This is a genomic window from Fluviibacterium sp. S390 (genome assembly GCF_049800695.1).
Lineage (GTDB): Bacteria > Pseudomonadota > Alphaproteobacteria > Rhodobacterales > Rhodobacteraceae > Meridianimarinicoccus.
This window is the reverse complement of the sequence record NZ_JBNAFN010000036.1, coordinates 1-24,058: the sequence shown is the minus strand read 5'-3', so window position 1 is coordinate 24,058 and position 24,058 is coordinate 1. Positions and strand designations below refer to the sequence as shown.

Here is a 24,058-nt window from a genome sequence, read left to right as displayed (position 1 = left end):
GGAACGCAACCAGGTGGCTGCGCTCCTCTCGGTGCTTTGCCTGCATGTCGCGGCGCTCTTCGTCCTGGCGACGCCGCGTGCGGCCCGTGACATCAACGACCCGCAGAACGCGGGCACTGATCCGCCCATGGTCCTGGGCCATGGCCTCCCGCTCGCCCCTGTGACGCTCGGTCATACCTGAGCGGCGCACAGACCAATCCTCGCGCAACATCGCCTTCACGTCCCGCTGCTTGGCACGATGATCCTCCTGAATGGCTTTCAGCTCGGCGCGATACGCGCCGCGCTGCTGCCGGGCTTCCTGGGTCCGATACCGCGCTTCGCGGATCAGGTCTTTTTCGAGGGCGGTATCGAGCGCCTTTTGCTGACGCTGCATCTTGGCGGTTTCCCGGATGCGGAAATCTTTCGAGCGCGCTGCCTTCTCGATGTTGAAATCCACGATCTCGCCATGGCGCTCCTTGCGGGTGCGCCCCGCGTCGATCTGCGGATAGTCGATGGACCGACCGTTGCCGGTTTCCTTGATCTTGGATTGAGGCCGATCGACAAACTCTTCCACATGCGCCGCCTGCGGCCCGATATGGATCGTCGGCTCCCGATCGATCCCCTGGGCTTCCAGGGTCCGCCGGTCGATACGAGCCTCATGCCCTGCCGCTTCCAAAGCGCGGTTGGCATGGTCCTCCCATTTGGCGCGCACCCATTCCACGGCCTTGGGCTCCAACCCGGCCTTGGCCCGATCGCGGGGACTGTCCGAGAGCCGCAGCACCCGCTTGCCGGTGTCGAGATCGCGGTCCCGGATCACCAGATGGCAATGCGGATTATGGGCATCCTTGCCCTGGGCATGGATCGCCGCAAACCAGGCAACACGGTCACCGGTCAGATCACGCGCGAAATCCTGAACGAGCTGCATGCGCTGTTCCGGGCTCAGCTCACGCGGCAGCGCGATCCGCACCTTGTCGATGACACGGGCGTTTTTCCGGTCCCCCAGCTCCGCCCGGTTCATCCAGGCGCGGGCCTCGTTCGGATCGCTAGGCATGTGCTCGGAAACAAGCTCAGGGGCCGCGCCATCGCGGGCAATGTAGAGCAGATGCGCACCGGCGGTGCCTGCCGCATGCGTGGTCCGTCCGATCGATTTGAGGTTCAGCGAATAGATCGCCATGACCCCGCTCCTCCATCTCTCGCATTGCCCCCGGATCACGTTTCCGGATGCGTGCCTCATCCGGCCCAAGGGTGCGGGACAGGGTGTCCCGCGCGGGGGAAACCCCGCTTCAAGAGCATGGGTCAGGAGCGCCCACACGAGGCAGCGACGACCCATGCGATGTGATCTCTGTCGCCCTCGATGGGCGGCGGGGATCACCAGTTCCGGCCCGCCAAACACCGCAACTCCGGGTCATTGGCGCACCGGTTGCGCACGGGTTTTGGAACAAAACCCAAAAGTGCGCTCTACATCCTATAACTAGACTCGCCGACTCGCGCCAGCCTTACCAGTGACGCACCCACCTATCCACAGGAATTTGGCATGTCTGCATCTGGGCCATGCACAGGATTTGAGCAGACCGCGTCCTCAAAACGGATCAATTGCGCCCTCGATGGGTCAAATGATCCGACCGGTGCACGCACCTATTGCGGGAACGCTTCGCAGCGTTAACGTGGCGTCATTGACCAAAATGAATTCCAGAAGGAGAGTTTCGCGGCCATGCAATTTTCTGATCTGCCACGTGGACTGCCGGGGACGCCCGTCTCTTTCGACAAGGCCCCGCGCGCCCTTTGGGTGCCACCCGAAGACCTCGCCGCACATGACGACTGGGCCTATGGGCCGGGCAAGATTTTCCTCGGGGCCTGCGGTGACGCCCTGATCGGAACCCGCGACAACCGCCACCTCCTGACCATCGCCGGATCGCGAGCAGGCAAGGGCACCTCTGCGATCGTGCCCAACCTGCTGCTCTATCCCGGCTCCGTGCTGGTGATCGATCCCAAGGGCGAGAACGCCACGCTGACAGCGGAACGCCGTGGCAAGGGCCACGGCGTTCCGGACGGGGGGCTCGATCACGGTGTCTTCGTCATCGATCCCTTTGATGTGGCCAAGGTCGATGACGCCTACCGGGCCGGGTTCAATCCGCTCGCGGGTCTTGATCCGAAGAGCGACGATTTCATCGACGAATGTGACGCCATTGCCGATGCGCTCGTCGTCCAGGAAGGCAAAGGCGACAACAGCCATTTCTATGATACCGCCCGCCTGGTCCTGCGCGGCTATATCGCCTGGGTCGTCGCCCATCCCGATATTCAGGACAAAACGCTGAACGAGGTTCGGCGGCTCGTGTTCGTGCCGCGCATCATATCTGACGATGACGAGAACCCGCAGATACCGGACCTCAATGATCAGGCGCTCACCTTCACACAGCTCAATGTGCTGATGAGACTTGACGAGCGCTTTGCCCACGGCATCCCCTATGAGGCGGCATCGACGCTCGCCAGCATGGGCGAGCGTGAATTTGGGAGCGTGATGTCCACCATCCGCAATCAGATCGGGTTCATCTCCTCCCCGCCCATGGCGCGTATCCTGACCGGCGGCGACCGGTCCCCTGATCTCATGGCCTGGAAACATGGCCAGCAATCTGTCTATCTCTGCCTGCCTGCCGGGCGGCTGCATCGGCATTTCCGGTTCTTCCGCCTATTCATCAACCGGCTCATGAACGCCATTGAAGCGGATGAAACCGTCCCCGAGACCCCTGCCCTCATGATCCTAGACGAGATGCATGTTCTGGGTCACATGAAGGCCCTGGAGACGGCCGCCGGGCTGATCGCAGGCTTTGGCGTGCGCATCTGGTCCTTCTTCCAGGACCTCTCACAGATGAAGCAAATTTACGGCGAGCGATGGGAGACCTTCCTCGGCAACGCGGCGATCTTCCAGACCTTCGGCCTGAATGATCTGGGCTCCCTCAAGTATGTCTCGGAACGGCTCGGCCAGTCTGCGATGCTGAAAGTTTCCCAGGGCGAGCAGAGCACTGAGCAAGCTGCGAGCGGGTTTTCCGGCGAATCCCGGAGCATCGACAGTACGCCGCTGCTTGCGCCGGATGAAGTGGCAGCGTTCTTTTCGCGCCAATCAGACAACCAGTTGATCATCTACCCTGGCACAAGCGGAATCTTCCTGAAGCGCGTGCCGTTTTACGATGACCGATTTAGTGATGTGAGGGTGCAGAAATGATTTCATCTCTAAAATCCATACTGTCCGCTCTTCGCCAAAACCCGATAAAATCTACGATCACAGTATTTGCTCTAGTCGCGATTGCCTTTGCCGCTTTGTATCTCTTCGCGTTTATTGTGGATGCATTTTTCCCATATAATTTCGCCGAATGGTATCTTTCGAGATACTTACCTGTCCCTTTGACATTTCTGGGTTTGATTGTTGCTGTATTTATACTATCAAAGCGTGTTTCTGCCCTATCTTGGTTTTGGCACGGCAGCGAAGTCGCTTCACAGTGTGATGATACGGCGAAGCCAACGGTGTCTGAGGCACCGCAATCAGCTGAAAATTCTCAGACACACGCCTCTGGCGAGCGATATGCCGAGCCCTCTCCGACCCGGATTCCGTACTGCAAGGCCGTTCGTGACGTGCCACAAGGCACAATGATCGTCTCTCGAACGGCAGATCAGGCAGTTCTGAAGGTCAAATCCGCCATCCGTTTCTGGTGCTGGTTTCTGCCGACGACATTTTTTGTTCTGGCCGTCCTGAGCGTGCCGGTGGGATCAGCGGTCGGCTTCATGATCTATACCGAACAAGGCAGAGGGTTTCGGGGTGATCCTGCGTCGTTTGTGATGTGGGGCGCGCTCATACCTGCGGGGATATGCTTGCTCATTGCCTTCATGACCTATGGCTCGACCCGCCCTTGGGTGCTTGTTGCGATTACACCCGACACAATCCGATATGGCGACGCCACCTATGACCGTGACCACTCCCGTGGCATGAGGATCGGATACACGTCCGATGAAACGCAGCTGAAATCATCCTTTCTGGCACCAAGTTTCGGAGTACAGACCCTGCGCCTGACCTATGGCCGCTGGGGGGAGGATCTTAAATACATGGTCGACAAGTACCATGCACCCGAGATCGTCATCTGGATGAATGAGATCATCGATTCCGTCGGGGCACCGCCCCCCAAGCGATATGATCCCTATGCCGGTCAAAAGATCGAGCTACTCTAGATCGAAGCCTTTTGATTGCTGTTGCTGCTTTTGGCGCTCCTGCTCACCGACAGCCTGGCGGAAGGCCTTCGCATAGTCGCTCTGCGATACCTGAGGGCCTTCTGATTTCTGGGACGCATCCTCGCCATGTGCCTTGGCTTTGATGTCGTCCATGGACATAACCTGCTGACCGTTCTCTTCAGACTGTTTGTCGATTTGCTCATCACCGGTTTTCACGGCGATCGGGCGGGTATCTTCGACAGGCTGCGCCTGCTGCCGCCCCGACTGTTCCAGCTTCTGTGTTACCGTGCGGGCCTGTGTCGTACCACCAGGCGCGGGCGACGCAGGTTTGTGTCCTAAATGCCCTTTGGGTGCGGCACCGGGCTGTTGCACCCCCTCAGGCTTTGGCTCCAGGCCAGTATTGTCTTTAGCCTTCTTGGGTTCACTCTCGCCGCTCATTGGAAATCCCGTTGTGAGAATAGCAATGGGGCCAGCCTAAGGAATGCTGATCAGATGTCCACGAAATCACACGGGTTGGCGGGAGGGCACCACTCGGGCCGTGGCAACCCTTTGCGCTCGCGGCGGAGATAGGCGGTTCGGACAGCGCTTTCCATCCAGTCATGGATGCTGCCGTCGCTCTCTAACCGGATGAGATCATTGTCGATGAAGAAGCCTGCCACGTCGCAGCCTTCAACTTTTTCCAGCCAGTCGAGATAGGCCCAGGACACGCGGGGCATGTGGACAATAGCACGGCATCCAAAGCCGTCCGTCACATAGCGTCCGAGCCGCTCATAAGGGTCTTCGTTGAAATGCATCCACCAATTCACCCAATGATTATAGCATGTTATATGGTGTTATTGCAAATTTTCCCGCGCCTAGCGGCGCGGTTTCGGGGCCTCGCTCCGCTCGGTCCCCTTTGTTTGCAGAGATCGGCCAAAGGCCGATCACATGATTTGCCCTGCGAGGGGTCTTTCCTCCCCCTCGCGCTCCCCCTCCGCTCGCCGCATGGCAGACCCCGAAGCGGCTTTGCCTTTCTTCGGGGGGCTGAGAAACGCTGTGGACGGTCATGATCCTGGTTCAAGAGAAATAGACCCTCAACCGTGGCTCGATCGCTCCGCTCTCTGCGCCCGCACCACTTGAGGGCGATTTCTCTTGAGCCAGGCCATCGACCTGGGCGGTGACGCAAAGGCGATCAGGAAACCTTGGGTCCCCTGCCCTGCCGTACCAGATAAGCATCTGTGAAAGCTGAATGGCTTTCCACGGGAAGAGATTTTTCGATGCGATCTCCAACGATCACCGTCCTGCCAATAACTTGGGCTGTCCGGCGGTTCCCATAGACCACACAGGGGCGATGCTGGACGTCTGCTTCATAAAAGCCAGCCGCTGCCCCCTCTACAGTTTCAAAGCGCTCTGAGAGCCCTGTGACGGAGCAGTAGACGAGATATTTCTTGGGAGCGGATAAAATCATGCTCTTGATGAGATCATATTCGCGGACAAGCCTTGCCCTGGTCACTCAAGATACCCACAGAGTTCTTTGGCCCTTTTGGGCATGAAGTCTGCCGTTGGGGTGCCAGTGTCTGATCTTCGGAGCCGTCTTCGCCTGATCCCGTCAAGAGAGGTTTGATGGTTCTGGTACAAGGGCGCGGTACGCGGGAGCGGAGCCACGCACAGGCGAAGCCGAGCATGGCGAGCACCCACCCCTTGTGCCAGGTTCTCAAAGCGCTCAGGGATCAACTCAGGCGATGCGGCGTGTCCGAAGTCATGCCAAGCACCCCTTACGTCTGATCTTTGGTGAGTCAGAGCTGATATTGCCAGCATGATGGTTTTCACAGCAGCTTGCCGACGGCAGGCCGCCGCGTGAGGCGAAGCCGAACTTCAAGCGGCGTGAGCATCCCGACGAAGGAGGGATTCCTTTTAGGCGAGCCGTAGGCGAGCTTAGGTTCTGGATGATTGAGCTTCGACCGAGAGGGGAACGATCTTCGTTAGCCGGGTTCGTAGTGTTAAATATGTGTTAAATATAGTGTTACGCTGTGGATAAGTGTTAGGAAGATGCTGAAAAATATAGGTAAATAGAAACATGCTGTGTGTAGAGTCACGAAAGAGCGTGTGTGAAATCACGAAAGAGCGTGTGTAGAGTCACGAAAGACCTAGTTGCTGTGTGTGAAATCACGAAAGCGCTTGACCGCGTGTGTGAAATCACGAACCATGAGGTATGGTGTGTGAAATCACGAAAGAGTCAAAGTCCCCCCTACTCCCGGATCGTTTTGGTCAGGGCGATCTCTTCGTATGCGATATTTTCGATGCTGTTCCTAAAGGGGATATGGCCTCGATGGCCCACCCGATCTTTTCCCTTTCAACCAAACCGGATCACCGCATAAGGCGCTACGAGGATGAAGCGGGAAAGAACTTCGTTGAGGTAAAGCCGTCTGCGGAAGGTCTTGCCACAGTACATGATCGTGATGTTCTGATATATTGTATCAGCCAGTTGATCGCAGCGATGAACAACGGCCAGACGCCATCCAAAACGCTTCGAATGAAGGCCTACGAGTTTCTAAAGGCAACGAACCGCGTCACGGATGGTCGTGGATACGATGGACTGAGAAGTGCCCTTGTGCGTCTCCAGGGGACACAGATCGAAACCAATGTGGTGACGGGCGACACAGAGCAACTCGACATCTTCAGCATCATTGATCGCGCTCGGATTGTCCGCCAGACGCGAGACGGACGGATGCAGGAAATCGAGATCACGCTCTCCGATTGGGTTTTCAACGCCATTCAGGCAAAGGAAGTCCTAACCTTTCACCGGAAGTATTTCCGCCTCAGAAAGCCGATCGAGCGCCGCATCTACGAGCTTGCCCGCAAGCATTGCGGCTCAAAGAGCGAATGGCGGATCTCCCTCCCTGTTCTTCAGCGGAAATGCGGTTCGGCATCGACCCTCAGGGAGTTCCGCCGCTTGGTAGCCAATATCGTCACCCATGATCAGGAACACGCACACATCCCGGATTATTCTGTGGGGATGGACGAGGACATGGTCATTTTCACGAAGCGCGGCACTTTGAACAACGCGGACAAACCGGACACTGAAACCTCGCTGATACCCACGATCATCCGTCTCAAACCGGACACCTACACAGAAGCAAGAACGGTCGCGCCTGGTTGGGATATCTATCACCTTGAGCAAGAATGGCGCGACTGGATGGCCGATGGGGGCCTGGATGCGCCCGCAAACCCAGACAAAGCGTTCTTGGGCTTCTGCCGCAAGTTCTTTGAAAAGCGCGGGCGCCCATAGCCTCAAGACTATCGCATCATGAAACTCTGCCGAGTGGGCATATGAACAACAGTGCGATCTACCTGGAGAACCTGCTCCATGGTAAGGTACCGTATAGTACCTTATGGTACCTTATGGTACCTTACCATGCCATACCATTCCCTATGGTATCATATTCAAAACTATGCTATTTTTCAGCTTGAGGCGTGCGTGAATGACACGCCCATCGAGCCAAAAAGAAAGAGAAACCATGCCTGTAATAGCCTTCGCAAACTCGAAGGGTGGCAGCGGGAAAACCACAAGCGCACTGCTACTTGCCTGTGCCCTCGCTGAGACCAAGCCCACAACCATTATCGACGCTGATCCACGACACCCAATCTCAACCTGGTCAGAGATGCCAGGCAAGCCTGAACGGCTGAGTGTGGTGACAAACCAATCCGAGAAGACAATTCTCGATGAAATAGAGGCTGCGGCTACAAAGGACCCATTTGTCATTATCGACCTCGAGGGAACAGCTTCTCGGTTGATGAGCTATGCCATCAGCCAAGCTGACCTGGTGATTGTTCCCTTGAAGGAGCAGCAGCAAGACGCACTTGCCGCCTTGGATGTCATCCAAGAAATCCACCGCGACATGAAGGCCACACGCCGTAAAATCCCCTATGCCGTGTTGTTCACGCAAAGTCGCGCCGCCGTAAAATCTCGCACGGCTCGCCACATTGCCGCGCAGTTTAGAGACAATCCGAAGATCGACACCTTCAATGTAGAAATTCACGAACGCGATGCATTTGCAGCCATCTTCTCGATTGGCGGGGCAGTGTCGCAGCTAGATCCAAAGAAGGTCAACGGCTTGGACAAAGCACTTGAGAACGTGGAAGGCTTCCGCAGTGAAGTGATTCTCAAGCTGCGCTCTTTGACATCTGACGGAGAGGGGAGGGCTGTCGCATGATCGATCAAGATCGCACTGCCTTGAACATTCCCGATTTTGAAGAACCTGCCGACACACTAGATGACTTCGCACCTCGGCAACGAGACGGGCAGGGGGACAAGACAGCGGCGCGGGCCATTGATGCCGTGTCATCGTTCCCTAGCCGTGAAGCTTCACCAGATGGCCAGCTGAACCTGAAAGGGCCGCGTCCGATCCTAGAGCGCTTCAAGGCAATGTGCAAAGCTGACCGCCGGGCCTACTACGACATGCTGGAAATTCTCATGGATTCCTATGAGGGAAGGCAGTAACGCCCCCTCCACTTTCCAGACAATGCGTTATCACACAGCCCGATAGCGCCAGTCGGGGGCCAACATAAAGCGCCCGCGACGTAGAGACCTTCTTTTGCCTGTGGATAGATGTGGTCATCCGTTTTTTTTGCGGATGCGCCACCTGTAAGCATTTGGTAATATTTTGCAAAATCAAAAATTTCGACCGGGCGAGGAGACACAGGCATGAATGCTGTTGAGATCGAGGAAGCAATATCGGCACTGGCCGATCTGCCGTTCGATGGCGACGAGTTCCCCTATGCGTTTCTTCTCGCCTTCGGGAACAAAGCCACGACGATCAAACGCTTGCGAAGCGGGTCATCCAACAAGTCCGACCAGGGCGGAGTCCTTCAAACCAACAACATCCATATGAAAGTGTGCGGGGCAGGGGAGGTCACAACCACCCTGGCGCAGCTCAAGGCCAGTCCTGCGACCACCAAAGCCAAGGCAAAGTTCGTCCTGGCCACGGATGGCACAGATCTTGAGGCTGAAGATCTGACAACGGGCGAGACGATCGCCTGCGCCTACACCGACTTCCCCGATCACTTCGGGTTCTTCCTGCCGCTCGCAGGGATCAGCACCGTCAAGCAAATCCGTGAGAGCGCCTTTGATATCAAGGCAACGGGACGCCTAAACCGGCTTTATATCGAGCTGCTGAAGGACAATCCGGAGTGGGGCAGGGCAGAGCGCCGCCACGACATGAACCACTTCATGGCGCGACTGATCTTCTGCTTCTTTGCCGAAGACACCGACATTTTCAAAGCCACTGACCAGTTCACAGGCACGATCGAGCGGATGAGTGACAAGGATAGCTCGAACACCCATGAGGTGATTAGCGAGCTTTTCCGCGCCATGAACACTAAGTCCGATGATCGCACAGCAGCAGGCATTGCCCGGTGGGCAAACGTCTTTCCCTATGTGAACGGTGGGCTGTTTTCGGGCTCAACCGATGTGCCGCGCTTTTCCAAGATCGCGCGCTCCTATCTGCTGCACATTGGCAATCTGGACTGGACAAAGATCAACCCGGATATCTTTGGATCGATGATCCAGGCCGTGGCCGATGATGAAGAGCGCGGCGCACTTGGCATGCACTACACATCCGTGCCGAACATCCTGAAGGTGCTCAATCCGCTGTTTCTCGATGATCTGCGCGAAAAGCTGGAAGAAGCAGGGGACAACCCCCGCAAGCTTTTGAACCTGCGCAACCGCATCGCCAAGATCAGGGTCTTCGATCCCGCCTGCGGATCGGGCAACTTCCTTGTCATCGCCTACAAGGAAATGCGCGCCATCGAGGCCGAGATTAACGAACGACGAGACGAATCCGATCGGCGCACGGAAATCCCGCTGACCAACTATCGCGGGATCGAGTTGCGTGATTTTCCCGCCGAGATCGCGCGGCTGGCGCTGATCATCGCCGAGTATCAGTGTGACGTGACCTATCGCGGGCAGAAGGAAGCCTTGGCGGAATTCTTGCCGCTCGATGCCATGAACTGGATCACCTCAGCAAATGCTCTGCAAATAGACTGGCTCAGTGTTTGCCCGCCAACCGGAACTTCCGTTAAATATCAATCTGATGACCTTTTTCGAACGCCGCTAGATCAAGCTCAAATAGATTTTGAGAATGAGGGGGGCGAAACTTACATTTGCGGAAATCCACCTTATCAGGGAAGTGTTAATCAAACGATAGAGCAAAAAGAAGACATGGCGGACGTCTTCTCGAGGTATCTGCCAAGATACAAAGACTTGGACTATGTTGCGAGCTGGCTTGTGCGCGCCGCTGAATATGCAGAGGCCACCCAAGCTGCAACAGCATTTGTTACTACGAACTCAATCTGCCAGGGCGAGCAAGTTGGAATGCTTTGGCCAATCATATTCGCTAAGAAACAGAGAATAAACTTCGCGCACACGTCTTTCCTATGGAAAAATAACGCTGCCAATAACGCGGGCGTAACGTGTATTGTTATCGGCATTAGTGACGACAAGTCATCAAATGCGAAGATTTTTGATGGAGAAATTGTCCGTTCTGTTCCAAACATCGGACCATATCTCACACCGTCTGACAGCACGATTGTGAGGAAGTCTAACGTTCAAATTTCTGGCTTGCCGCAGATGGTTTCTGGAAACAAGGCGACGGATGGTGGAAATCTAATTCTATCAAGTGAAGAGCTGGATTCGTTAACTTATGAGTTTCCCCAGAGTTCGAAATTCGTTCGGCGGCTTGAAGGTGCAAAAGAGTTTATCAGGGGAGATGCTAGATGGTGTATTTGGCTGGAAGATCAAAACCTTCCAGAAATCTCGGACATCCCGCCCATCGCCAAACGAATTGATAGCGTAAGGGTAGTGAGGTCCGAAAGTCGAGGAAAGCAGGCAAATGAAGCATCTGCCTTCCCGCATAGATTTGTTTACGCTCCTCACGTTGAAGGCCGCTCAATTCTTATTCCAAGCGTTTCCTCAGAGCGCCGTGAATACTTGCCTTGCGGTTTCTTTGATGACCGAACCGTGATCGTTGCGCCTAACCTAGTGATGTATGGTTCGCCGCAGTGGTGTTTGTCTCTAATAGCATCCAGAATCCACTTGGTCTGGATCGCTACGGTCTGCGGCAAGTTGAAAACCGACTTCCGCTATTCCAATACCCTCGGCTGGAACACCTTCCCCGTTCCTAAACTAACCGAGAAGAACAAGGATGACCTGACCCGCTGCGCTGAAGATATTCTTCTGGCGCGTGAAGCGCATTTTCCCGCAACTATCGCTGAGCTCTATGATCCCGACAAGATGCCGGCCGACCTACGTGCCGTCCATGATCGCAACGACGAAACGCTTGAGCGTATCTACATCGGTCGCCGCTTCCGCAATGACACTGAGCGGTTGGAAAAGCTCTTTGAGCTCTACACCAAGATGACCAAGACGGTTGGAGGGCGGAAAAGTGTTTGAACGCGTCCCATACAGCAAACTCAATTCACGCCAGCAAGAAAACTACAACTTCCATAAGGTTGCAGGGGAGCTTGCCGACTATGGCTTCAACTGCTTGCGCTTGAATGATGATTGGCAAGGGGCAGATTTCCTGGCCTGCCATGTTGATGGCGTAGTCTTTTTGAAGATTCAGCTCAAAGGTCGGATGACCATCGACAAAAAGTACCTGGGCAAAGACATCCACATTGCGTTTCTCCATGGGGATGATTGTTATGTCTATCCCCACGACAAGATGGTTGAGAGAATTTTGAAGCTCGACAAGATCGGCCAGTCCAAATCCTGGGTCGAAGGTGGCGCCTACTCGTGGCCACAACCACCTGTTTGGGCAACAGATATTTTGAAAGATTATAAGGTTTAGAGATGAAAAACAGGAATATTCCCTCAGTTTCAGTGACTTACGCCCAGAATGGCAGCTCCACCAAATCGAACGAGCTGGGCATGCGGGAGATGCAGGAAGGTGCTTATGAGAAGCGGGGCGAGCAATACCTTCTGATCAAGTCACCACCCGCCTCGGGAAAGAGCCGCGCGCTGATGTTCATCGCGCTCGACAAGCTGCACAATCAGGGGATCAAACAGGCGATCGTTGTGGTGCCCGAGAAGTCGATCGGGGCGAGCTTCAATGACGAGCCGCTGAGCAAGTTTGGTTTCTGGGCGGACTGGACGGTCGCACCGAAGTGGAACCTGTGCAACTCGCCGGGAACGGACGGGGGCAAGGTCAAATCGGTTGCCGCCTTCTTGGAAAGCAACGACCAGGTGCTTGTCTGCACCCATGCCACCTTCCGCTTTGCCGTGGAAAAGCTTGGGGTCGAGGCATTTGACGATCTGCTGATTGCTGTGGACGAATTTCATCATGTCTCAGCAGGCGATGACAATATCTTGGGCAAGCAGCTCAACGAGTTCATTTCGCGCGATCGCGTGCATGTCGTGGCGATGACCGGAAGCTATTTTCGCGGCGATGCCGTGCCGATCCTGCTGCCCGAGAACGAGGCAAAGTTCGACAGCTACACCTACACCTACTATCAGCAGCTCAACGGCTACGAGTACCTGAAGACGCTTGATATCGGGTATTTTTTCTACACGGGCTCCTATGCGGGTGACATCCTGAAGGTGCTCGATCCGAACGAAAAGACGATCGTGCATATCCCGAGCGTCAATTCCCGAGAAAGCACAAAGGACAAGCACAAGGAAGTCGAGCATATCATCGACTCCCTGGGCGAATGGCAAGGCACAGATCCGGCCACCGGCTTCCAGCTTGTGAAGACGCCCGAGGGACGGGTTCTGAAGATCGCCGACCTGGTGGATGATGAAGCGGTCAAGCGGGACAAGGTATCGAGCGCACTGAAAGACCCCACGCAGAAGAACAACCGCGATCACGTGGACATCATCATCGCCCTGGGGATGGCCAAAGAGGGCTTCGACTGGATCTGGTGCGAGCATGCGCTGACGGTCGGATATCGGGCCAGCTTGACTGAGATCGTCCAGATCATTGGCCGCGCGACACGCGACGCCAAAGGCAAGACCCGCGCACGTTTTACGAACCTCATCGCCGAGCCTGACGCAGCCGAGGCAGCCGTCACTGAGGCCGTAAACGATACACTGAAGGCAATCGCCGCCAGCTTGCTGATGGAGCAGGTGCTTGCCCCGCGCTTCAACTTCACGCCCAAGAAGCCTGATAGCGGGCCGGTCGAAGGCTTCGACTATGGGGAAGGGGGCTATGACCCCAACAAGGAGAATGTCGGCTTCGATGAAGCCAGCGGACAATTTCAGATCGAGATCAAAGGGCTGGCAGAGCCGAAGAGCAAGGAGGCAGAGCGCATCTGCCAAGAAGACCTGAACGAAGTGATCACTGCCTTCGTCCAGGACAAGACGACGATCGAGCGAGGGCTGTTTGATGAAGAACTGATCCCGGAAGAATTGACCCACGTGCAGATGGGAAAGATCGTGGCCAAGAAGTTTCCTGAGCTTGATGCCGAAGATCAGGAGGCTGTGCGCCAGCATGCCATCGCTGCCCTGAACCTGACCCAGAAGGCGAAAGAAGTCGCGTTGTCTTCTGAGGAGGACAATCAAGCAACGGCGAACACAGCCCTGATCGACGGTGTACGCAAGTTCGCTATGGATGTGCGAGAACTCGATATTGATCTGATTGACCGGATCAACCCGTTTGGTGAAGCCTACGCAATCCTGGCCAAAACCATGAGCGAGGAAAGCCTCAAACAAGTTCAGGCTGTCATCTCCGCCAAGAAAGTGCAGCTTTCGCCCGAGGAGGCGCGGGATCTCGCGCGGCGGGCAGTAAAGTTCAAGCAGGAGCGCGGACGGTTGCCGTCAATCACCTCCCCGGATGCCTGGGAGAAGAAGATGGCCGAAGGTGTGGCCTACCTCGCACGGATGAAGCAGGAGGCAGCCAATGGCTAAAGGATTTACACAGGAAGATGACGCCCTCCTTGCAGAGCTTGGGATTGAGGTCGAATCCAAGAAGGTCGTCAGCCGCACCCCGCGTGAAGAGCGCATCATTGCCGGTTTTGAAGAGATACAAAGGTTTGCAGAGGAACACGGACGTGCACCGGAACACGGGGAAGGGCGTGATATCTTCGAACGCCTGTATGCCGTTCGCCTAGATCGTATTCGCGAGCAGAAAGACTGCCGTGACCTTGTCGAGCCTTTGGACCACCAAGGACTGCTGACTGGCGCAGTCCAAGCCCCCTTGGCTGACGCGGAGGATCTTGATGACGATGCTTTGCTGGCCGAGCTTGGGATTGAGGTCGAGGCCCCCCCGATTACCGAGCTGAAGCATGTCCGATCGACAGCGGAGAAAAAGGCGGCTGAAACCATCGCCAACCGTCAGAAATGCGAAGATTTCGACACTTTCAAACCACTCTTCGAGCAGATTCAGAAAGAGCTCGATAGCGGGCTGAGGGAGACACGCAAATTCGAGCTGAAGGCCGACATCGAACCCGGTCGCTTCTTCATTGTGGGTGGCCAAAAAGCCTATGTCGCTGAGATGGGCGAGCTGATCCTGACCGATCAGGGCCGCACGGACGCACGCCTGCGGGTAATTTTCGACAATGGCACAGAGAGCAACATGCTCATGCGATCCTTGCAGCGGTCACTGAATGCAGACGGTGAAGCAGGGCGTCGGATCACTGAGCCCAATGCAGGGCCATTGTTCTCGGACCAGACGATCGACGGGGACGAAGCCAGCGGCACAATCTATGTGCTCCGCAGCAAGTCAGACCACCCGCTTGTCGCCGAAAACCGTAGTCTGGTGCACAAGATCGGTGTCACCAACATGAGTGTTGAAAAGCGCATCGCCGGGGCGCAGCTCCAACCAACATTTCTCATGGCAAATGTCGAGATCGTGGCAACCTACGAGCTCTACAACATCAACCGAACCAAGCTTGAAAACCTGATCCATCGCATCTTCGAGCCTGCGCGGCTTGATATCGAGATTATGGATAGGTTTGGGCGACCAGTTGTGCCGCGCGAATGGTTTCTCGTGCCGCTCTTTGTGATCAAGGAAGCGGTTGAGCGGATCAAGGACGGGACGATTTCGGGGTACAGGTATGATCCCCAAGAGGCAAAACTCAAGCGGAATTCTGGATAGGAATGCCGATGAACCGAGACAATCACACTCATCGAGGGAAATGGTCGGAAGCTGGCGTTCCTAAGAAGGGATGGGCCTGTGTCGGGATCGAAGATTTGGAAGAGCCTAGCCAGCTCTGCGAGATGTGCGATAGCGCTGAAATACGGTATGCTCATATCATGCAGCACCCCAGCTATCCCGGCTCCCTTCAGGTCGGCTGCGTTTGTGCAGAGCATATGGAAGAAGATTATAAGCGGCCACGGGAGCGTGAGAAGCGTCTGAAAAATTCCGTTCGACGTCGCGCTGCCTGGCCTTCTCGAAAATGGCGCACATCCAAACAAGGTAACATTTACATCAATACTGACGGCTTCAATCTCACGGTCTATAGCGCGGGATCAGGATGGTCGGTGCGCGTATTAAGAAGATCATCGGGTGCGGTGCAAGTTGGTAAAAAAGTCTATCCGACAGAAACCGACGCCAAGCTGGCGGCATTTAACGCGCTACTGTGGGCCAAGGATCATCTATAGCCATGCCATTTCCGCTGTCACCCCAGACTGTAGACGCCATAGCCGACATCATAACCGGCGGCGGCGGCCACGACACAACGCCTCCCATCGGCATCTATCGCAGTGGGCCAAAGATCGAGAAGTTCATGCGCGCCTGCAACGTAGCTTTCACAGTGAACGGTTCTCGCGTACCCTCTCTGGTGCAGTGCCTCATCAATCTCAACAATCGCTTCGAAGCTGAAAAGGTATTTCCTAGGATCATTGAGGCTGCCGCCGATCCCCGCGACTTCATTCATGAGCCTGAGCGACATACTGCCGTGCTAGACCACCTCAATCGCGCGTTACGCTTCGACGGTTTTGAGGTTCAGCAACAGGGCGGGAGGATGCGTCTTGTTGAGGCGGGAAAGAGTGTGCCGGTCCTAGCAGAGCTGGCCGGGCTGTCCGAGGTGATCGACTTCGACACGGTGAGCCGCGACCTAGATCGCGCCCTCGCTCACAGCCAGACTGACCCAGAGGATGCCGTCACCGCCGCGTGCAGTACGGTTGAGAGCGTGTGTCGGTCGATCCTTATCGAGCTGGGGCAGCCGCTTCCTGCCAAGAAGGATGTGCAAGGTCTCTACAATGCCGTGAAGCAACCGCTTGGTCTGTCTCCTGATCGCTCCGATATCGACCCCTTGATCGCGGATGATGTGCGGAAAATCCTTTCCGGCCTAGCTACGGTCATCGGTGGAGTAGGGGCTCTGCGCACCCACGGCGGTGACGCTCACGGTCGCGAGAAGGGCTTTGCCCGTATCGACGCCCGGATTGCCCGTTTGTCGATCCATGCCGCGAGCACGGCAGCGCTCTTTCTTATCGAGACCTGGCAACGCAAGTTTCCCGCCCGTCCGCTCCCCAAAGCCGATGACCCAGAAGTATGCGTTTAAATCGTAACCTATACACGCCGCACGGTCTTCACGCTGACCTTGAAGAGACGGGCGATCTCGGCCAATGGACGGTGCTCATCGTCGCGCATGCGCTTCACCTCTTCACGCTGTGCGGGTGACAGGGCTGGGGGTCTACCCCCGACACGGCCACGCTTACGGGCCGCTGCGAGCCCTTCCTTGGTACGTTCCGAAATCCGCTCCCGCTCGAACTGCGCGATCGATGCGAAGACGTGGAACACCAGACGACCGGCGGGCGTCGTTGTGTCGATGTCTTCGGCCAGTGACCGAAAACCTGCACCGCGATCGCGGATGGCCTCCACAATGTCGAGAAGGTCCTTCAGGGAGCGGGCCAGACGGTCATACTTGGTGACGGTAACAACATCCCCGTCGCGGAGCTGGTCGATCATAAGATCAAGCTGCGGCCTGGTCCTAGCTGATCCGGTGATCTTGTCTGAGAAGATGCGCTCTGCACCAGACGCTTCCAGGGCATCGAGCTGGGCATCAAGGTTTTGGTCGTCTGTCGAGACGCGGGCATATCCAATGATCATAGATCAATGGTGCCAGAAACGTCCCAAAACTCAAACGGTTTTGGCTAGGGTTTTTGTCCTTATCAACAGCTTGATCTGCCGTGGGGTAGGGGAGATGGACTAAAACGACCGTTTATGGGATCCCATTCCAAGCGCCCTATCCTAAGTTTCTGGTTCCATTATCCCCGCGACATGCAGCTCAATATAGATTTCGTCTGGGTAATTATCATTTCCACTCCCCTCCCCTGTATTAGGAACCATAAATGTATTCCATCTATCCAGAATAATTGACCACTTTCCAATTGGGGATACGTTTTCTAGGTCCCCATTGAAATCCGGAGATTCTTTAATTCTAAAATCCCTTATATTGAGATAAGAAGTCTGCGGCCGAACATCCTGACCAAATTCTCGGGCAAGACTTGGAGCTTTTACAATTCCAGAAAGTGAAGAGAATAAGGTTTCATCACGGTGCGTCCTTTGATTGTCTGGTGTCACGCCCTTTCCTATATAAGGAGTTCGATCAACTCCGGCGTGCACGCTGTAATGGGATAATCCAAAACCCAGCAGCCGCGGAAACTTTATATCGTTCAACAAGTTGGCAAAAACATAAAAGTGGACTTCATCACCCGCCCGAATTGATCTACGCCAGTTGCCATCAGGACCCAAAACAGGTTTATCAGGGGACTCACCAAGGTCTTTTATGCTTAAACGTCGCACCACCACCGTTTCATGACGGCGCAATCTTTCAAGAACAAATGCTGCGTGGCGCGCCCAACGCAAAAGACAGTCGATAAACCCAACGTCGCTTCCATTTTTGAGTTCTGGGAACGGTAACAAGGAATGGGTGTTGAACAAATTAGTAGAGCCACCGCCTTTGTTGGCTTGATGAGGCCATGCGTGTCTATAAAATTTACGTACTGCGGAATCAACCACTTTGAGACGATAGAATGCTTCCACGACGCTCTGGATGAAAGACGATCGGAGGTAAGAGATGCGTTGCCCGTAATTTAGTGCAGAGCCAGATAGGTTTCTCTCCGCCGCACGAAATCGCAAAGCCATCTCCTCCGATTTTCTCACAGACTCCGCTTCTTCTTTGACCTTATTGTGAGCTTCCAGTTCTCTATTTAGGCCTGCAATCTTTGCTTCCGACTTATATTTGTCGAACGGCTCAGTTGCTGCTTCAGATGCTTTCTGAAGCCCTGATATCTTCTCCCTCAGCCCTTCGCCAATGATATACGAAGACCCACCTTGCTCCCACGATTCTCTTGCGATGTTCAAATTCACCCAGGCCAGCGTTGAGCTTGTGTACTCTTCAATCAATGCACGGGCCAAATCATGGCCATCGTCACGCAAAGATATGGCAGCCGCAAGTAAACTCGCCGCACTCGACAGGAGTTCTTCGTACCTAAGAATGTTGTAGTCATCCAGCGTTCTTTGGTTATCTTCTTTTTGCAGCTCTTCGAGAAGATTGAATTCAAAATTCCTAAAATCTTCAAAATCTGGGAGTGTTAAGTCCAGTGCGCTATCGGCTTCACTTCGAGTGACAGAAATTTTATTGAAATCCTCAAGTTGCCTTAGAAAGATATCGATCGAATCTGGTCCGTCGGTTTCGCCAGCCACCCTATTATCCTCTTCAGATGTGGTTTCTATTGTTTATATTTGAACGACTATTTCCGGGCGACTTTGATTTTTTCGCCGGAGCCTTTTGACCTGACTTACTTCTGTTGAAAGGATCAGATTCGGCGCCTTCATTTATAGCCTTTTTTAACTCCTCTTTAAATATCCGCTCAACCTCCTTCGCCGCCCTCTCATTGAAATCAGTTCGGTTGCTTTTACTTTGTTCAATTTTCGGCTTTATTAGCTTGTCATACACAACATCAACCGTGTTTCCCGGAACATCCTCCATGAAGTCGCCAAGGCTTTTGTGCTTACCAACCTCTTCTGTGTGCTCAGGTGCATCTACTGATTCAATAATCAATAGCAAACTCATAAAGTTTCCGCTCTTTAATTTCCCTACAACACCCAGAGATTTCTCCACATCCTTCTTTAATTGCTTAATTTTGGAAACGGTTTGTTGGATTTCCTTACTATTTTCGAGAACTAGAGCGCCAAGATCGGCAGGTGCATCAGGCTTAATAAATGCTCTGTATTGCCTTTCTGTCATTTTCTTAATAGCCGGAGAATTTCTGCCGTATTCAGCAGAATTGCAGACCTCCCGTCCCAGTTGAAAACTCATATTACCGCGGCTTGCTGAAGCTTTCAAAATTGAAACGACCGCTGGTTCTGGACTATAGTTTGTGCTCGGGCTTGTCGTGTGCCCCAGTGAATGACTCCGTGCAAGAGCCGGTGTAGTAGAAAACAAGGTCGCAGTTGTTGCAATTCCGACATTGAAAGCACGTCTTGAGAGATGAAATCCGTTCTTCATAAAATTGCCCACACTATCCGTCGCTAGTTTTTTTGGGGGACAGATGTGTCACATGGTTGCGCCCCGTCCCGAACTCCTCTCAGGACTGATCTTACCATGAAGAGGGCAGATCGCCGAGATCTGATGCGATCATCCGGGATGGAACCCTTGCGTAATGAACACTACAATCCTCCTATGATCGAAGCCTCGATCATGAACACAACGCGCGCCATAAGTTGCTCAAACGCCTCGCCCCCGGGCACCACATCTTCCCAAGCAAACCCATAGAGATGGATCGCATCCTCGGGCGATCCGCCTTCATCTGTCCAGAAGAACGCGCCGTCTCGCACCTGGTCGATCGGAAACTCCCCGGTCGTCCATCGCGCCGTGAAACGCGGCACTGCAAGATGCTCGATCATGAGACCGCCATCGGGGAGGTTGTCGATGCGCCAGCTCATGACGGACGCATCCCAATCGGGGCCGGAGCCTGATTGTCGATCACCTCCGGAGCAGGCTCTTCCGGCTCAGCCGGTTGCAGATCATGCAGGAATGTCGCCGCACGCTGTGCATGGCTGGCGGCGGAGAAGATCGCGCGCTTGTCATTTTTCAGGACCTTCAGTTATCGCGAGGAGGGCATAATGCGGAGGAGAATTTCGTAGCCCGTTTGATTTCAATGTGTTGGGTCGTGGCTGTGCCGTTCTTGCTGCGCATTATTTCAGGCTGGATGTTTCTTGGGTTGATCAATCAAACCAAGGAGGAATCGATGTCCCAATCGCCTTTCAAGGAAATTTCAGAACTTCGCGGCACGCTGCGCCGGCAGCGCTATAGTCCAACTGTCATTCACAATTATTGCCTCTACGCGGGTCAATTCCTCGCTTACCTGGAAGAGCATGCGATTGACCTGCACGACGTCACTCCGGAACTTGTCGCCGAATATCTGCGCTACGCGGTCCGGCAGTTTCAAATGGACCGCGGGCGCGCACCGGGGTCCAGCTGGGCATCGATACCGCGGTCGGGGATTTACGCTTTGCTGCGCTCCGCTCTGCCGAAATGGCCGCCGGCTCTGCCTGCTGCAAACGAAGCGGAGCGTCTCACCCGCGAGGTTTGCGACCAATATGAGCGATGGCTGCGACACGAACGCGGTTTGGCCGAGCCTTCGATCACGGCGCTGATGTGGGAGGCGCGCCACTTCTGCAAATGGCTCATCCAGCGATACAGAAAAGCCGATTTTGCCGATCTGAGCGTGCGCGACATCGATGCTTATATGGATATCAGGGCGCCGGGCCTGACACGCAAATCGCTCAAGGATGTCGCCGAACGGTTACGCGGCTTCCTGCGACATTTGCACCGGAGCAAGCTGCATGCGGACGATCTCTCGGGTCATGTGATTGCCCCGCTTCTCTACGCCCATGAGGGCATTCCGTCGATCCTGACCGTCAAACAGATCGCGGCGGTTCTTGAGCTTGCGGGGCAGGACAGCTCATCCTTGGGGTTGCGTGATCACGCGATCCTGCAGCTTCTTGCCAACTACGGCCTTCGGTCCGGCGAGGTCGGCCGCCTGCAGATCGAGGATATCAACTGGCGGGCGGATACTCTTCGGGTGCAACGCTCCAAGACCAATGCCACGGCTATGCTGCCCCTGATGGAACCCGTGGGGGAAGCGATCCTGCGTTACTTGCGGGACGGCCGTCCGGACGCGGATGTCCGCACCGTATTCCTGCGGAGCCGTGCACCCTATCAGTCGATGAAGGCGGGCGGCCTCTATGGTGTGGTCAAACGGCGCCTCGCTGCCGCCGGAATTGAGCTTGCTGGCAAGCGCGGGCCGCATATCTTTCGCCATGCCCGTGCGGTCAGCATGCTGAGGGCATCCACCCCGCGCAAGATCATTGGCGATGTACTTGGCCACCGATCCCCGGAATCGACAGCGCCCTATCTGAAGCTCGCCACCGAAGACTTGCGTTCGATTGCCATCAACCTTCCAGACCGGGAGGTGAGACAATGAGAGGTTGGCCCGAGGATGGCGATGAGATCATCGAGCACTACATCGCCCGGCTTCCATTGAACTGCGCGATAACGCCAATCTACTATCGGCAAGCGCTGAACAGCTTCCGGCAGGCGGTGTTGCGGTTTGGCGCAACCGGCCGGCAAGCACTTGAATACTGGTTGCGTGAGCGCGGTGAGGTTTGGGCCCGCTCAACGGTGCTGCACCGCGCCCGGATTGTTGCCCGCTTCCTCGATGCCCTGGCGCATGAAGGAAGGATTGGGAGCAATCCGATCTCCGACCTTCGCCGTGACTATAATGCCCACAGTGACACGGGCGTAATACGGGCTTTGATGGCCCCTGATCCCAATCAGGCACTCGAGGCGTTGCGGCAACCTCGACCGTTCGAAAGTTCATTGGGAGAGCTGATGCGCAACCATGTCGAGCGGATGCAGCGCCGAGGTTACCGGTATGAGGCGGCCGACGTCATTTGCCGCCGGTTCGACCGCTTTCTGCAGCAAAGGCCCGATCTTGATGGCAAGCCGTTGGAGACGCTGCTTGCGCAATATCGCCAGACAAAGTCCAATGTAAATCATCCTGTCGAATGCGAGAGACTGGCACGTATCCTGAACAAGGCACTGTGTCATGACGACCCAACTCGCCCCAAACGGCGACCGAATAACCGGCCCGAAAAACAAGTCGTGCGCAGCTGGCGGCGTCCCTATATCTACAGACCCGAGGACATCCAGCGGTTACTGGCAATTGCCCGGACCTACCCATCGCCGCGCGCGCCCTCGCGTCCGATCAACCTCTACACGATGTTGGTTCTGGCCTATTGCGCCGGGCTGCGAATCGGCGAGATCGCAAGGCTGACGCTTGGCGACATTGACATGCAGGCCGGAACAATCGCGATCCGGGAGACGAAGTTCTTCAAGTCCCGCATTCTGCCGCTGTCGGACAGCGCGATGGATGCTCTGTGCGTGCTTCTCGAAGCGCGGCAGAAGGCCAAGGTCTCTCGCAGCCCAGACGCCGGTTTGTTCTGGCACGATCAAAAGAACCGCTATTACTGTCGGGCAACTATCAGCACCCACCTTGTTGCCATTCTGCGCATGGCTGGTCTCAAACCGGCCACGGGCAAGACCGGGCCGCGCATCCATGACCTGCGACATACCTTTGTCGTTCACCGGATCCTCGAGTGGTACCGACAAGGTGTGAACCCGCAGGAAAAGCTGCCGTATCTTGCAACATATCTCGGCCACCGCGATATCAACTCCACGCTGGTCTACATCACGGTGACCCAGGAGCTGCTGTATGAAGCGAGTGAGCGGTTCCGGGCCTTCACCTCGCCCGGCAACGCTGAACCGGCGGAGGTGGCACCATGAAATCTGATCCGCTCCCCCAATTGCTGCGCATGTTCTTCACTGACTGGATGGTCCAGCAACGCAACGCCTCTGTGCATACCATCAAGTCGTATCGGGACACCTGGAGGCTCTTTCTGCAATTTGTCGCGGCCCGGCATGGCAAGCCGGTTGTTCGCCTAGCGCTGAGCGAATTGACCGCGGCGAAGGTCATCGCCTTCCTGCAACATCTTGAGGTCGAACGCGGTGACACAATCGGCACCCGGAACTGCCGCCTCGCCGCCCTGCGCAGCTTCTTCGGCTTTGTGGCAACGCGCGAACCGGAGTTCATGGCGCAATGCGCGGAGGTTCTGAACGTGCCGACGAAAAAGGCACCGATCCGCGCGCCAGATTACCTCGAACCCGAAGAAGTGCAGGCGATCCTGGCTCAACCCGACCGCTCCACGTTGATCGGCCAGAGGGACCATGTCTTGCTGTCGCTGCTCTACAATACCGGCGCGCGCATCCAGGAAGCGCTTGATCTTCGCCCCCAGGCGATCAGGTTCGATGCTCCGGCCTGCGTGCGATTGTACGGAAAAGGCCGGAAAGAACGGATCAGCCCGCTTTGGCCGGAAACGGTCGCCTTGCTGAGGTCGTTGCTTGAGCGAATACCGAGGCCGGCCGATGAACCTCTCTTCGTAAACCGCTACGGCAACCCTCTCAGCGCCTCGGGCGTTCGGTTCAAGCTGGCGGACTATGTCAGGGCGGCTGAAAAGACCGCGCCGACGCTGGCGAGAAAACATGTGACGCCGCATAGCTTCCGGCACGCGACGGCCGTACACTTGGTCGCCGCCGGCGTCGACGTCACGGTCATCCGAAGCTGGCTGGGTCATGTCAGCCTTGAGACCACCAACCACTATGCACAGGCCAACTTGGAGACCAAACGGAAAGCACTGGAGCGGGTCGAAAGACCAAAGACCGATAGTCCGCCATCATGGCGGCGCGACCAGGGCGTGCTCGACTGGTTGGATACGCTCTGACGCGCATCAAAAATTATGCGGAGGAAAGTGAACAGACCGCCAGGGAAACAAAGGCATTGGCGGACTTCCTCCGCATTATGCCGTCCTCGTGATAA

The 24,058-nt window shown here is 55.6% G+C and carries 22 protein-coding genes; 14 read left to right on the top strand and 8 right to left on the bottom strand.

Annotation, left to right across the window (positions count from 1 at the left end):
• Positions 1-1,153, bottom strand: a 1,153-nt coding sequence (locus ACP15K_RS19155) for a MobA/MobL family protein (protein ID WP_424991318.1), incomplete at its 3' end; no start/stop codon positions are given.
• Positions 1,154-1,690: 537 nt separating this feature from the next.
• Here ACP15K_RS19155 and ACP15K_RS19150 point away from each other — a divergent pair.
• A complete protein-coding gene (locus tag ACP15K_RS19150; protein ID WP_424991317.1) occupies positions 1,691-3,199 on the top strand; it encodes a type IV secretory system conjugative DNA transfer family protein in 1,509 nt (502 codons plus the stop codon).
• Positions 3,196-4,197 carry a hypothetical protein gene (locus ACP15K_RS19145; RefSeq protein WP_424991316.1) on the top strand — a complete coding sequence of 334 codons (1,002 nt, stop codon included), beginning with the start codon at positions 3,196-3,198 and terminating at the stop codon, positions 4,195-4,197. Before ACP15K_RS19150 ends, ACP15K_RS19145 begins: the two co-directional genes overlap by 4 nt.
• On the opposite strand, the gene ACP15K_RS19140 is transcribed toward ACP15K_RS19145, so the two are convergent.
• From ACP15K_RS19140 to ACP15K_RS19130, 3 genes are all read right to left on the bottom strand, one after another.
• Positions 4,189-4,635, bottom strand: a complete 447-nt coding sequence (locus ACP15K_RS19140; RefSeq protein WP_424991315.1) for a hypothetical protein — start codon at positions 4,633-4,635, stop codon at positions 4,189-4,191. The genes ACP15K_RS19145 and ACP15K_RS19140 overlap by 9 nt on opposite strands.
• Before the next feature lie 50 nt (positions 4,636-4,685).
• Positions 4,686-4,991 carry a hypothetical protein gene (locus ACP15K_RS19135; RefSeq protein WP_424991314.1) on the bottom strand — a complete coding sequence of 102 codons (306 nt, stop codon included), beginning with the start codon at positions 4,989-4,991 and terminating at the stop codon, positions 4,686-4,688.
• Between the two features lie 377 nt (positions 4,992-5,368).
• Positions 5,369-5,689, bottom strand: a complete 321-nt coding sequence (locus ACP15K_RS19130; protein WP_424991313.1) for a hypothetical protein — start codon at positions 5,687-5,689, stop codon at positions 5,369-5,371.
• Between the two features lie 699 nt (positions 5,690-6,388).
• Between ACP15K_RS19130 and ACP15K_RS19125 the strand changes: the two genes are divergently transcribed.
• The 9 genes from ACP15K_RS19125 to ACP15K_RS19085 all read left to right on the top strand — a co-directional run bounded on the left by ACP15K_RS19125 (position 6,389) and on the right by ACP15K_RS19085 (position 16,674).
• Complete coding sequence (locus tag ACP15K_RS19125) at positions 6,389-7,465, top strand: replication initiator protein A (RefSeq protein ID WP_424991312.1); 1,077 nt, start codon at positions 6,389-6,391, stop codon at positions 7,463-7,465.
• Between the two features lie 193 nt (positions 7,466-7,658).
• On the top strand, positions 7,659-8,390 hold the full coding sequence (locus ACP15K_RS19120; protein ID WP_424991311.1) for an AAA family ATPase: 732 nt from the start codon (positions 7,659-7,661) through the stop codon (positions 8,388-8,390).
• Positions 8,387-8,677, top strand: a complete 291-nt coding sequence (locus ACP15K_RS19115; protein WP_424991310.1) for a hypothetical protein — start codon at positions 8,387-8,389, stop codon at positions 8,675-8,677. Before ACP15K_RS19120 ends, ACP15K_RS19115 begins: the two co-directional genes overlap by 4 nt.
• 204 nt (positions 8,678-8,881) lie before the next feature.
• Positions 8,882-11,626, top strand: coding sequence for a class I SAM-dependent DNA methyltransferase (locus ACP15K_RS19110; protein ID WP_424991309.1), 2,745 nt, complete (start codon positions 8,882-8,884; stop codon positions 11,624-11,626).
• Positions 11,619-12,023, top strand: a complete 405-nt coding sequence (locus ACP15K_RS19105) for a hypothetical protein (protein ID WP_424991308.1) — start codon at positions 11,619-11,621, stop codon at positions 12,021-12,023. The genes ACP15K_RS19110 and ACP15K_RS19105 overlap by 8 nt, the downstream gene beginning before the upstream one ends.
• A gap of 2 nt (positions 12,024-12,025) precedes the next feature.
• The gene (locus ACP15K_RS19100) at positions 12,026-14,077 is read left to right on the top strand and encodes a DEAD/DEAH box helicase (protein WP_424991307.1); all 2,052 of its coding nucleotides are present in this window, start codon (positions 12,026-12,028) and stop codon (positions 14,075-14,077) included.
• Positions 14,070-15,266, top strand: coding sequence for a GIY-YIG nuclease family protein (locus ACP15K_RS19095; protein WP_424991306.1), 1,197 nt, complete (start codon positions 14,070-14,072; stop codon positions 15,264-15,266). The genes ACP15K_RS19100 and ACP15K_RS19095 overlap by 8 nt, the downstream gene beginning before the upstream one ends.
• Before the next feature lie 8 nt (positions 15,267-15,274).
• The gene (locus tag ACP15K_RS19090; RefSeq protein WP_424991305.1) at positions 15,275-15,772 is read left to right on the top strand and encodes a hypothetical protein; all 498 of its coding nucleotides are present in this window, start codon (positions 15,275-15,277) and stop codon (positions 15,770-15,772) included.
• A 2-nt stretch (positions 15,773-15,774) separates the two neighbouring features.
• On the top strand, positions 15,775-16,674 hold the full coding sequence (locus ACP15K_RS19085) for an abortive infection family protein (protein ID WP_424991304.1): 900 nt from the start codon (positions 15,775-15,777) through the stop codon (positions 16,672-16,674).
• Positions 16,675-16,682: 8 nt separating this feature from the next.
• On the opposite strand, the gene ACP15K_RS19080 is transcribed toward ACP15K_RS19085, so the two are convergent.
• The 4 genes from ACP15K_RS19080 to ACP15K_RS19065 all read right to left on the bottom strand — a co-directional run bounded on the left by ACP15K_RS19080 (position 16,683) and on the right by ACP15K_RS19065 (position 20,063).
• Positions 16,683-17,222, bottom strand: a complete 540-nt coding sequence (locus ACP15K_RS19080) for a recombinase family protein (RefSeq protein WP_424991303.1) — start codon at positions 17,220-17,222, stop codon at positions 16,683-16,685.
• Positions 17,223-17,363: 141 nt separating this feature from the next.
• Positions 17,364-18,821, bottom strand: coding sequence for a hypothetical protein (locus ACP15K_RS19075; protein ID WP_424991302.1), 1,458 nt, complete (start codon positions 18,819-18,821; stop codon positions 17,364-17,366).
• A 13-nt stretch (positions 18,822-18,834) separates the two neighbouring features.
• On the bottom strand, positions 18,835-19,626 hold the full coding sequence (locus ACP15K_RS19070; protein ID WP_424991301.1) for a hypothetical protein: 792 nt from the start codon (positions 19,624-19,626) through the stop codon (positions 18,835-18,837).
• Between the two features lie 161 nt (positions 19,627-19,787).
• Positions 19,788-20,063 (bottom strand): hypothetical protein, encoded by a 276-nt coding sequence (locus tag ACP15K_RS19065; RefSeq protein WP_424991300.1) that lies wholly within the window; start codon positions 20,061-20,063, stop codon positions 19,788-19,790.
• Positions 20,064-20,146: 83 nt separating this feature from the next.
• Here ACP15K_RS19065 and ACP15K_RS19060 point away from each other — a divergent pair, with 83 nt between their 5' ends.
• Genes ACP15K_RS19060 through ACP15K_RS19050 form a run of 3 tightly spaced genes read left to right on the top strand, consistent with a single transcriptional unit; the run spans position 20,147 to position 23,963 of the window.
• Complete coding sequence (locus ACP15K_RS19060) at positions 20,147-21,607, top strand: tyrosine-type recombinase/integrase (protein WP_424991319.1); 1,461 nt, start codon at positions 20,147-20,149, stop codon at positions 21,605-21,607.
• Complete coding sequence (locus ACP15K_RS19055; RefSeq protein ID WP_424990673.1) at positions 21,604-22,968, top strand: tyrosine-type recombinase/integrase; 1,365 nt, start codon at positions 21,604-21,606, stop codon at positions 22,966-22,968. Before ACP15K_RS19060 ends, ACP15K_RS19055 begins: the two co-directional genes overlap by 4 nt.
• Positions 22,965-23,963 carry a tyrosine-type recombinase/integrase gene (locus ACP15K_RS19050; protein WP_424990672.1) on the top strand — a complete coding sequence of 333 codons (999 nt, stop codon included), beginning with the start codon at positions 22,965-22,967 and terminating at the stop codon, positions 23,961-23,963. The genes ACP15K_RS19055 and ACP15K_RS19050 overlap by 4 nt, the downstream gene beginning before the upstream one ends.
• Positions 23,964-24,058: the final 95 nt, after the last annotated feature.

Bases quoted from the DNA above. Each gene is read 5' to 3' on its own strand.
- ACP15K_RS19060 (WP_424991319.1), top strand. From the start codon at position 20,147: ATGCAGGAATGTCGCCGCACGCTGTGCATGGCTGGCGGCGGAGAAGAT.
- ACP15K_RS19125 (WP_424991312.1), top strand. From the start codon at position 6,389: ATGGTGTGTGAAATCACGAAAGAGTCAAAGTCCCCCCTACTCCCGGAT.
- ACP15K_RS19070 (WP_424991301.1), bottom strand. From the start codon at position 19,626: ATGAAGAACGGATTTCATCTCTCAAGACGTGCTTTCAATGTCGGAATT.
- ACP15K_RS19135 (WP_424991314.1), bottom strand. From the start codon at position 4,991: ATGCATTTCAACGAAGACCCTTATGAGCGGCTCGGACGCTATGTGACG.
- ACP15K_RS19085 (WP_424991304.1), top strand. From the start codon at position 15,775: ATGCCATTTCCGCTGTCACCCCAGACTGTAGACGCCATAGCCGACATC.
- ACP15K_RS19090 (WP_424991305.1), top strand. From the start codon at position 15,275: ATGAACCGAGACAATCACACTCATCGAGGGAAATGGTCGGAAGCTGGC.
- ACP15K_RS19095 (WP_424991306.1), top strand. From the start codon at position 14,070: ATGGCTAAAGGATTTACACAGGAAGATGACGCCCTCCTTGCAGAGCTT.
- ACP15K_RS19140 (WP_424991315.1), bottom strand. From the start codon at position 4,635: ATGAGCGGCGAGAGTGAACCCAAGAAGGCTAAAGACAATACTGGCCTG.
- ACP15K_RS19080 (WP_424991303.1), bottom strand. From the start codon at position 17,222: ATGATCATTGGATATGCCCGCGTCTCGACAGACGACCAAAACCTTGAT.
- ACP15K_RS19055 (WP_424990673.1), top strand. From the start codon at position 21,604: ATGAGAGGTTGGCCCGAGGATGGCGATGAGATCATCGAGCACTACATC.
- ACP15K_RS19115 (WP_424991310.1), top strand. From the start codon at position 8,387: ATGATCGATCAAGATCGCACTGCCTTGAACATTCCCGATTTTGAAGAA.
- ACP15K_RS19110 (WP_424991309.1), top strand. From the start codon at position 8,882: ATGAATGCTGTTGAGATCGAGGAAGCAATATCGGCACTGGCCGATCTG.
- ACP15K_RS19100 (WP_424991307.1), top strand. From the start codon at position 12,026: ATGAAAAACAGGAATATTCCCTCAGTTTCAGTGACTTACGCCCAGAAT.
- ACP15K_RS19150 (WP_424991317.1), top strand. From the start codon at position 1,691: ATGCAATTTTCTGATCTGCCACGTGGACTGCCGGGGACGCCCGTCTCT.
- ACP15K_RS19120 (WP_424991311.1), top strand. From the start codon at position 7,659: ATGACACGCCCATCGAGCCAAAAAGAAAGAGAAACCATGCCTGTAATA.
- ACP15K_RS19145 (WP_424991316.1), top strand. From the start codon at position 3,196: ATGATTTCATCTCTAAAATCCATACTGTCCGCTCTTCGCCAAAACCCG.
- ACP15K_RS19065 (WP_424991300.1), bottom strand. From the start codon at position 20,063: ATGAGCTGGCGCATCGACAACCTCCCCGATGGCGGTCTCATGATCGAG.
- ACP15K_RS19050 (WP_424990672.1), top strand. From the start codon at position 22,965: ATGAAATCTGATCCGCTCCCCCAATTGCTGCGCATGTTCTTCACTGAC.